Genomic DNA, 7156 nt, shown 5'->3' with positions numbered 1-7156 from the left:
ATCGCCCGTGGCTTCCGCAACCTGGACCACTACCGACTCAGGATGCTCCTCATCGCCGGCGGCCTACGCCACCCCCACCTCAGGTAGGAAGAGCCAGAAATCCTGACTACGCATTGCCAGGTGATTTTCGTCCCGCCTCTCAGCTCCGGCAGCGACTAATGCCGCTACAGGCGCGTCCGAATTCTTGTTTCTTGGGATGAATCTGTAGACCGCGGATTCGACGCCCACTAGTCCTCCCCTGGGTGGACTACTCGATCTTCCCGAGCACGTCCCCGATCGCGACGGTGCCACCGACGTCGGTGCCGCGGGAGAGCACGCCCGCACGATGCGCGGTGACCCGGGTCTCCATCTTCATGGCGTCGAGGACGGCGACGTCCTGGCCCTCGGTGACCTTCTCGCCGTCGGCGACGAGCCACTCGACGAGTACGCCGGGGACGGGTGCCTCGAGCGCCGTCGGGTCGGCGGCCGGGGCTCCGCCGTCCACCGGTGCGGACCCGCCTGCGGCGAGACCGCGCAGCAGGTCGTCCGGCAGTCCGAGCATCACCCGGCGACCGTCGATCTCGATCGGCACCCGTCGGAGCGGCTGCTCGGGCGCCCGCTCGGGTCGCCGCTGCGCCTCGAGGCGGGGCATCAACGTGGTCTCGATCCACTGGGTGTGCACCGCGAACTCGTCGGTCGAGAACGCCGGGTCCTCGAGCAGCACGCGATCGAAGGGGATGACCGTCGCGACGCCCTCGACCGAGAGCTCGCGGAGCGCTCGGCGGGCACGTACGAGCGCGGTGTCGCGGTCAGGAGCGTGCACGATCAGCTTGGCGATAAGGGAGTCGAAAGCGCTCTGCACGGTGTCGCCCGCCTCGATCCCGGCGTCCCAGCGCACGCCGGGCCCGGCCGGGACCCGCAGGCCCGTCACGACGCCGGGGCTCGGCAGGAAGCCGCGGCCCGGGTCCTCGGCGTTGATCCGCAGCTCGATCGCATGCCCGGAGGGCTCCGGTGTGGATGAGAAGGAGATCCCCTCACCCGCAGCGATCCGCAGCTGCTCGGCGACGAGGTCGACGCCGGTGACCGCCTCGGTGATCGGGTGCTCGACCTGCAGCCGGGTGTTCACCTCGAGGAACGAGATCACCCCGTCGGCACCCATCAGGAACTCGACGGTGCCGGCGCCGCGGTAGGAGACTGCCGCGCAGATGTCGCGGGCGGCGTCGTGGATGCGGCGGCGCTGCTCGTCGGTCAGGCCCGGCGCGGGTGCCTCCTCGACGAGCTTCTGGTTGCGTCGCTGGAGCGAGCAGTCCCGGTCGCCGACGACGACGACATGACCGTTGCCGTCGCCCAGCACCTGCGCCTCGATGTGCCGCGGACGCTCGAGGAACCGCTCGACGAAGCACTCCCCGCGTCCGAAGGCGGCCAGCGCCTCACGCGAGGCGGACTCGAAGGCGTCGGCGACGTCCTCGAGCTCACGGGCCACCTTCAGCCCGCGCCCGCCGCCACCGAAGGCGGCCTTGATCGCGATGGGCAGACCGTGCTCGCGCGCGAACGCGACCGCCTCGTCGGCGGACTCCAGCGGCCGGTCGGTGCCCGCGACCAGCGGCGCGCCGACGCTCTGCGCGATCCGGCGCGCGGTGATCTTGTCGCCGAGCTTCTCGATGCTCTCCGGGCTCGGGCCGATCCAAGTGAGGCCGGCGGCCTCGACGGCGCGCGCGAACTCGGCGCTCTCCGACAGGAACCCGTAGCCGGGATGCACCGCGTCGGCACCGGACGCCTGCGCCGCGGCCAGCAGCCACTCGATGCTGAGATAGGAGTCGGCGGCGGTGGAGCCACCCAGGACGTACGCCTCGTCGGCGAGCCGCACGTGCAGCGCGTCGGCGTCCTGGTCGGCGTAGACGGCGACCGACACCAGGCCGGCCTCGGCGACCGCCCGCACGACGCGGACGGCGATCTCTCCCCTGTTGGCGATGAGCACCCTGCGCATGTCAGTCTCCTCGGATGTCGGCGACGGGTCGGAAGCGGATGCGGACCCCGGGCGGCAGCTGCCCGGCCAGGTCCAGGTCGCGGTCGATGACCGCGCCGATGATCGGATAGCCGCCGGTGAGCGGGTGGTCCGGAAGGAACAGCACGGGCTGGCCGTCGGGAGGCACCTGGATGGCGCCGGTCACCGCGCCCTCGCTCGGCAGCTCTCCGGACACGGCCCGCTCCAGCGGGACGGCCCCTTCGAGACGTACGCCGACGCGGTCGGAGCGGGGCGTGACGGTCCACTCCTGCTCGACGAGGGTGCGTACGCCGGCTTGGGTGAACCAGTCGTCGCGCGGCCCGAGCACGATGCGCAGCTCGACGGTGTCACCGGGTGCGGGCAGCGGGTCGGCGGGAGCCGGGCAGGGATCGACCGCGTGCGGCGCGGCCGCGGGGCCGTGCAGCGGGACGATGTCACCAGCCTGCAAGGGGCGGCCGCCGAGATCGCCGGGGCCGAGGCCCGCGAGCGTGTCGCTGGAGAGGCTGCCGAGCGCGTCCGGAAGGTCCAGGCCGCCGCGTACGGCGATCACCGCACGCAGGCCGGCGCTCACCGCGCCGAGACGCAGCTCCTCACCGTCCTCGAGCGCGGTCGCGGTGCCGTGCTCGACCGGGAGGGGTGGGCCGTCGCTGCGTACGATCGTCGTCTCGGCGACCGCGCCGGTGACCGCGACGACCGCGGGGCCGGTGAAGCGCAGGACCGCGCCGCCACCGGCGAGCTCGAAGCCTGCCGCGCCGGGCTCGTTGCCGACGGCGCGGTTCGCGGCCCGCAGGGCGCGGCGGTCGGCCGTACCCGAGGCGGAGACGCCGAGGGCGGCATGGCCGGAGCGGCCGAGGTCCTCGAGCACGAGCTGCAGGCCGGGGCGTACGACCTCGACGGCGAAGGGGTGTGCTGCGGCCTCGGGGGGCGAAGCAGATGCGGCGACCGAGCGTTGTATCGAGCTTGTCGAGATGACCGACTCACGCTCGAGCCGCTCGAACCGCACGGTCATCCCGGGCGCGAGGAGCGCGGGCGGGTCCCGGTGGAGGTCCCACATCGGCGCGTCCGTACGTCCGATGAGCTGCCAGCCGCCGGGGCTCTCCCGCGGGTAGACGCCGGAGAACGTCCCCGCGAGCCCGACCGAACCGGCCGGGATCCGGGTGCGCGGCGAGGAGCGGCGCGGTACGTCGAAGAGCGGGTCGTCGCCGACGAGATAGCCGAAGCCCGGGGCGTAGCCGGTGAAGGCCACCCGCCACGTCGCGGCCGTGTGGCGCGCGACGACCTCCTCGGTGCTGACCCCGAGCAGCTCGGCGACCTCATCGAGGTCCTGGCCGTCGTAGCGCACGCCGATCGTCACCGAGCCCGCGGTCGGGAGACCGCCGTGGACGGCTTCGACGCGGGACAGCTCCTTGGCGAGCGTCACCTCGTCGACCAACGTCGGGTCGAAGCGGACGAGCACCGTCCGCGCCGCAGGCACCAGCTCGACGACGCCGGTCGGAGGCTCGGCCACGAGGGCCGCGTGCAGCCGCATCGCGCCCTCGAGGTCCTCCTCCTCGACCAGAAGCGCCTGGTCCGATGCGATGAGAACGCGCCTCACGCCAGATACTCCGCATCCGGAACGTCGGTGATGAACATGTGGCCGGGCGCGTGGGTGAGCGCGAACGGCGGGCGCGAGGCCATGATCGCCGCCTGCGGGGTGACGCCGCAGGCCCAGAAGACCGGCACCTCGCCGTCCCGCACCTCGGGCGCGTCGCCGAACTCGGCAGCGTCCAGGTCGGCGATACCGAGCGAGGCCGGGTCGCCCACATGCACCGGCGCACCGTGCACCGCCGGGTAGCGGCCGGAGATGCGTACGGCATCCGCAACCCGGTCCGCAGGGATCGGCCGCATGGAGACCACCATGTCGCCGCGGAGGCGTCCGGCAGGTGCGCACGCGCGCGAGGTGCGGTACATCGGCACGTTGCGGCCGAGCTCCTGGTGACGGATCGGGATCCCGGCATCGGCCAGGCCCGCCTCGAAGGTGAAGCTGCAGCCGATCAGGAACGAGACCAGGTCGGGGTGCTCCTCCCAGACCGCGCCGGCGTCGGTGACCTCCTCGGTCAGCTCGCCCTCGCGCCAGATCCGGTACGCCGGGATGTCGGTGCGCAGGTCCGAGCCGGGCGCCAGGGTCGACTCGTAGGCGCCCGGGTCGAGCACCTCGAGGACCGGGCACGGCTTCGGGTTGCGCTGCGCGAAGAGCAACACCTCGAAGGCCCAGTCGGCCGGCACCGCGATCAGGTTCGCCTGCACCAGGCCGTGGGCGACACCGCTGGTCGGCGCGACCTCGCCGGCCCGGTAGGAGGCGCGCGCGGCGCGCGCCTCCTCCAGCTGGGTGGCGCTCGCGATCATGCCGCCGCTCCGGCGAAGGGCGCGATGACCATGCCCTCGGCCTCGAACAGCTCCCGGATGGCGGCGGCCATCCGGATCGCCCCGTCGCTGTCGCCGTGCACGCAGATCGAGTCGGCGCGTACGGCCACGTCGGTGCCGTCGATCGCCTCGACGACACCTTCGCGGGCGAGCCGCAGCATGCGGGCCGCGACGGCGTCGGAGTCGTGGAGGACCGCACCGGGCTCGGCGCGCGAGACCAGCTCGCCGCCGGGTGTGTAGGCGCGGTCGGCGAAGGCCTCAGCCGCCGTCGCGAGGCCGGCCTTCTCCGCCACGTCGAGGACGACGCCGCCGGCGAGCCCCAGCAGCACGAGGGACGGGTCGATCGCCTTGACCGCTGCGACGACGTCCCGCGCCTGCCGCTCGTCGCGGGCGATCGTGTTGTAGAGCGCGCCGTGCGGCTTGACGTAGCGGACCGCCCCGCCGACCGCCGAGGTCAGGCCGAACAGCGCGCCCAGCTGGTACTCGACGTGCGCCTGCAGCGTCGCCGAGTCGATGTCCATCGCGCGACGGCCGAAGCCCTCGTAGTCGCGGTAGCCGGGGTGCGCGCCGATGGTGACGCCGTTGGCGACGGCATCGGCGAGCGTCGTACGGATCCCTTCGGGGGTGCCGGCGTGGAACCCGCAGGCGACGTTGGCGCTCGAGACGATCCCGAGCATGGCCGCGTCGTCGGCGACCACCCGGTCGGGGGCGTTCTCGCCGAGGTCGGAGTTCAGGTCGATGGTTGCGCTGTTGTTCACGGTGTTCACGCTCCAATGCCGATGAAGGCGAAGATCGGGCCGATCGAGACGATGCCCATGTACCAGGTGAGCAGGGTCGCGAGCGTCCCCAGGGCCAGCAGCCACAGCGGGTAGCGGTAGCCGTGCAGGACGTCGCGCTGACGGAACCAGCCGACGTACATGAAGATCGTCATGCCGATCGGGAGGATCAGACCGTTGAAACCGCCGACGAAGACCAGGATAGCCGCGGGCGCCGCGCCGATCAGCAGGTAGAGGACGAGGGAGACCAGGATGAAGGCGACGGTTGCGACCTGCAGCGGCCACCCCGTTCCCAGCTTCTTCGAGAAGGTCGAGATGAAGGTCGCCGAGGTGTAGGCGGCACCGATGACCGAGGTGATCGCCGCGGCCCAGAAGATCGCGCCGAAGATGCGGATGCCGGCGTCACCGAGCACCGCACCGAACGCCTGACCCGCCGGGTTGGCCGCCTGGCTCGAGAAGTCGAGGGTGACGCCCGAGGCCACGACGCCGAGGATCGCCAGGAAGAGTACGTAGCGCATGATCCCGGTCACGAGGATGCCGCTCATCGAGGCACGGTGCACGGCCGGCACGTGCTGGGGACCGGTGAGGCCGGAGTCGAGATAGCGGTGTGCGCCGGCGTAGGTGATGTACCCGCCGACCGTGCCACCCACGATCGTGGTGATCGTCGCGAAGTTGAGGGTGTCGGGCACGAAGGTCTGGCGCAGCGCGTCGCCGACAGGAGGCTGGGACGCGATCGCGACGAAGAGGGTGAGGCCGATCATCAGCAGGCCGAGCGCGAGCACCACCATGTCGACGACGCGGCCGGCCCGCTTGTACATGAAGATTCCGATCGCGAGCAGCGCCGAGAGCAGCCCGCCGAGCTTCGGGTCGAGGCCCAGCAGCGCGTTGAGACCGAGGCCCGCACCCGCGATGTTGCCGATGTTGAACGCCAGCCCACCGATCACGATCAGCGTCGCCAGGACGTGACCGGAGAACGGCACGGCCTCGTTGGCCAGGTCGCCGGCGCGCTTGCCGGCGACGGTGATCATCCGCCACACGTTCATCTGCAGCGCGAAGTCGATCAGGATCGAGGCGAGGATCGCGAAGGCGAACGCCGCGCCGAGCTGGGCGGTGAAGGTCGCGGTCTGGGTGATGAAGCCGGGGCCGATGGCCGAGGTGGCCATCAGGAAGATGGCGCCGAGGATCGGTCCTCGGCGAGAGCGCGCGAAGCTCTTCGCGCGCTCGGCGCTGCTTGTGTCAGTCATGGGGGACTCCTGCCATCCGCGGGCCGTGTGGTCGAGGCCACATTCTTTATGTAGTACAGGATGGCACTGATTGTTCAACAATGATACCCGGGTTCGTTAAAATCCTGTTTCGATTGTCCGCGGATGTGATTCCCCTAGGATGCGGTCATGCCCGATGTCGAGGACACCCTGACGAACGCCCTGCGCCGGCGGATCATCGACGGCGAGTTCGCGCCCGGCACCCGGCTCTCGGAGATCTCCCTCGCCGAGAAGCTCGGGGTCTCGCGCAACACGCTCCGCGAGGCGTTCCGGGTGCTGGCGGAGCAGGGGCTCATCGAGCACGTCCCCCACCGTGGCGTCTCGGTCGCCTCACCCGGCGTCGCGGACGTCGTCGACATCTACCGCGCACGCCGCTACGTCGAGCCTGCCGCCCTGGCCGCGGGCTCCCCGCTGCATCCCGCGGTGGCCGCGATGCGCGAGGCGGTGGAGCTGGGCGAGACCAGCCTCGAGGCGCGTGACTGGCGCGCCGTCGGCAGCGCCAACATGGCGTTCCACGACGCGATCGTCGCTCTCGCCGACAGCCCACGCCTGGAGCGGCTCTTCCGCGACATCGCCGCCGAGCTGCGGCTCGCGTTCCTCGAGATCGACAACCCCGAGGCCCTGCACGCTCCCTTCGTCACGCGCAACCGCGCCCTGCTCGAGACCTTCCTCGAGCAGGGCTGTTGCTCGTACCGGACGTGGTCCTCCTGCCGGAAGGGCCGGTCAAGGAC

The 7156-nt window shown here is 71.6% G+C and carries 5 protein-coding genes and 2 pseudogenes; 1 reads left to right on the top strand and 6 read right to left on the bottom strand.

Annotation, left to right across the window (positions count from 1 at the left end; genetic code table 11):
* Positions 1–247: 247 nt before the first annotated feature.
* From ACFVJS_RS25025 to ACFVJS_RS25000, 6 genes and pseudogenes are all read right to left on the bottom strand, one after another.
* The gene (locus tag ACFVJS_RS25025; RefSeq protein ID WP_378886079.1) at positions 248–1966 is read right to left on the bottom strand and encodes an acetyl/propionyl/methylcrotonyl-CoA carboxylase subunit alpha; all 1719 of its coding nucleotides are present in this window, start codon (positions 1964–1966) and stop codon (positions 248–250) included.
* Position 1967: 1 nt separating this feature from the next.
* Positions 1968–2801: pseudogene (locus ACFVJS_RS25020) on the bottom strand (biotin-dependent carboxyltransferase family protein); the annotation flags it as partial.
* A 174-nt stretch (positions 2802–2975) separates the two neighbouring features.
* Positions 2976–3578, bottom strand: a pseudogene (locus ACFVJS_RS25015) (allophanate hydrolase subunit 1); the annotation flags it as partial.
* Entirely contained in the window at positions 3575–4369 is a 795-nt protein-coding gene (locus tag ACFVJS_RS25010; protein ID WP_378886077.1) for a putative hydro-lyase, read from the bottom strand. The pseudogene ACFVJS_RS25015 and the gene ACFVJS_RS25010, both read right to left, overlap by 4 nt.
* Positions 4366–5145 carry a LamB/YcsF family protein gene (locus ACFVJS_RS25005; protein WP_378886075.1) on the bottom strand — a complete coding sequence of 260 codons (780 nt, stop codon included), beginning with the start codon at positions 5143–5145 and terminating at the stop codon, positions 4366–4368. Before ACFVJS_RS25005 ends, ACFVJS_RS25010 begins: the two co-directional genes overlap by 4 nt.
* 5 nt (positions 5146–5150) lie before the next feature.
* Positions 5151–6407: an NRAMP family divalent metal transporter gene (locus tag ACFVJS_RS25000; protein WP_378886073.1), complete on the bottom strand. Its 1257-nt coding sequence runs from the start codon at positions 6405–6407 to the stop codon at positions 5151–5153.
* 147 nt (positions 6408–6554) lie between these two features.
* Here ACFVJS_RS25000 and ACFVJS_RS24995 point away from each other — a divergent pair.
* On the top strand, positions 6555–7156 hold a 602-nt coding region (locus ACFVJS_RS24995), incomplete at its 3' end, for a GntR family transcriptional regulator (protein WP_378886071.1).

Origin of the sequence: Nocardioides sp. NPDC057772, from assembly GCF_042798075.1 — a bacterium.
Taxonomy (GTDB): Bacteria; Actinomycetota; Actinomycetes; order Propionibacteriales; family Nocardioidaceae; genus Nocardioides.
Note: the sequence above shows the minus strand (reverse complement) of the source record. Positions and strands in the feature narration are given on the sequence as shown.

Bases quoted from the DNA above. Each gene is read 5' to 3' on its own strand.
- ACFVJS_RS25025 (WP_378886079.1), bottom strand. From the start codon at position 1,966: ATGCGCAGGGTGCTCATCGCCAACAGGGGAGAGATCGCCGTCCGCGTC.
- ACFVJS_RS25010 (WP_378886077.1), bottom strand. From the start codon at position 4,369: ATGATCGCGAGCGCCACCCAGCTGGAGGAGGCGCGCGCCGCGCGCGCC.
- ACFVJS_RS25000 (WP_378886073.1), bottom strand. From the start codon at position 6,407: ATGACTGACACAAGCAGCGCCGAGCGCGCGAAGAGCTTCGCGCGCTCT.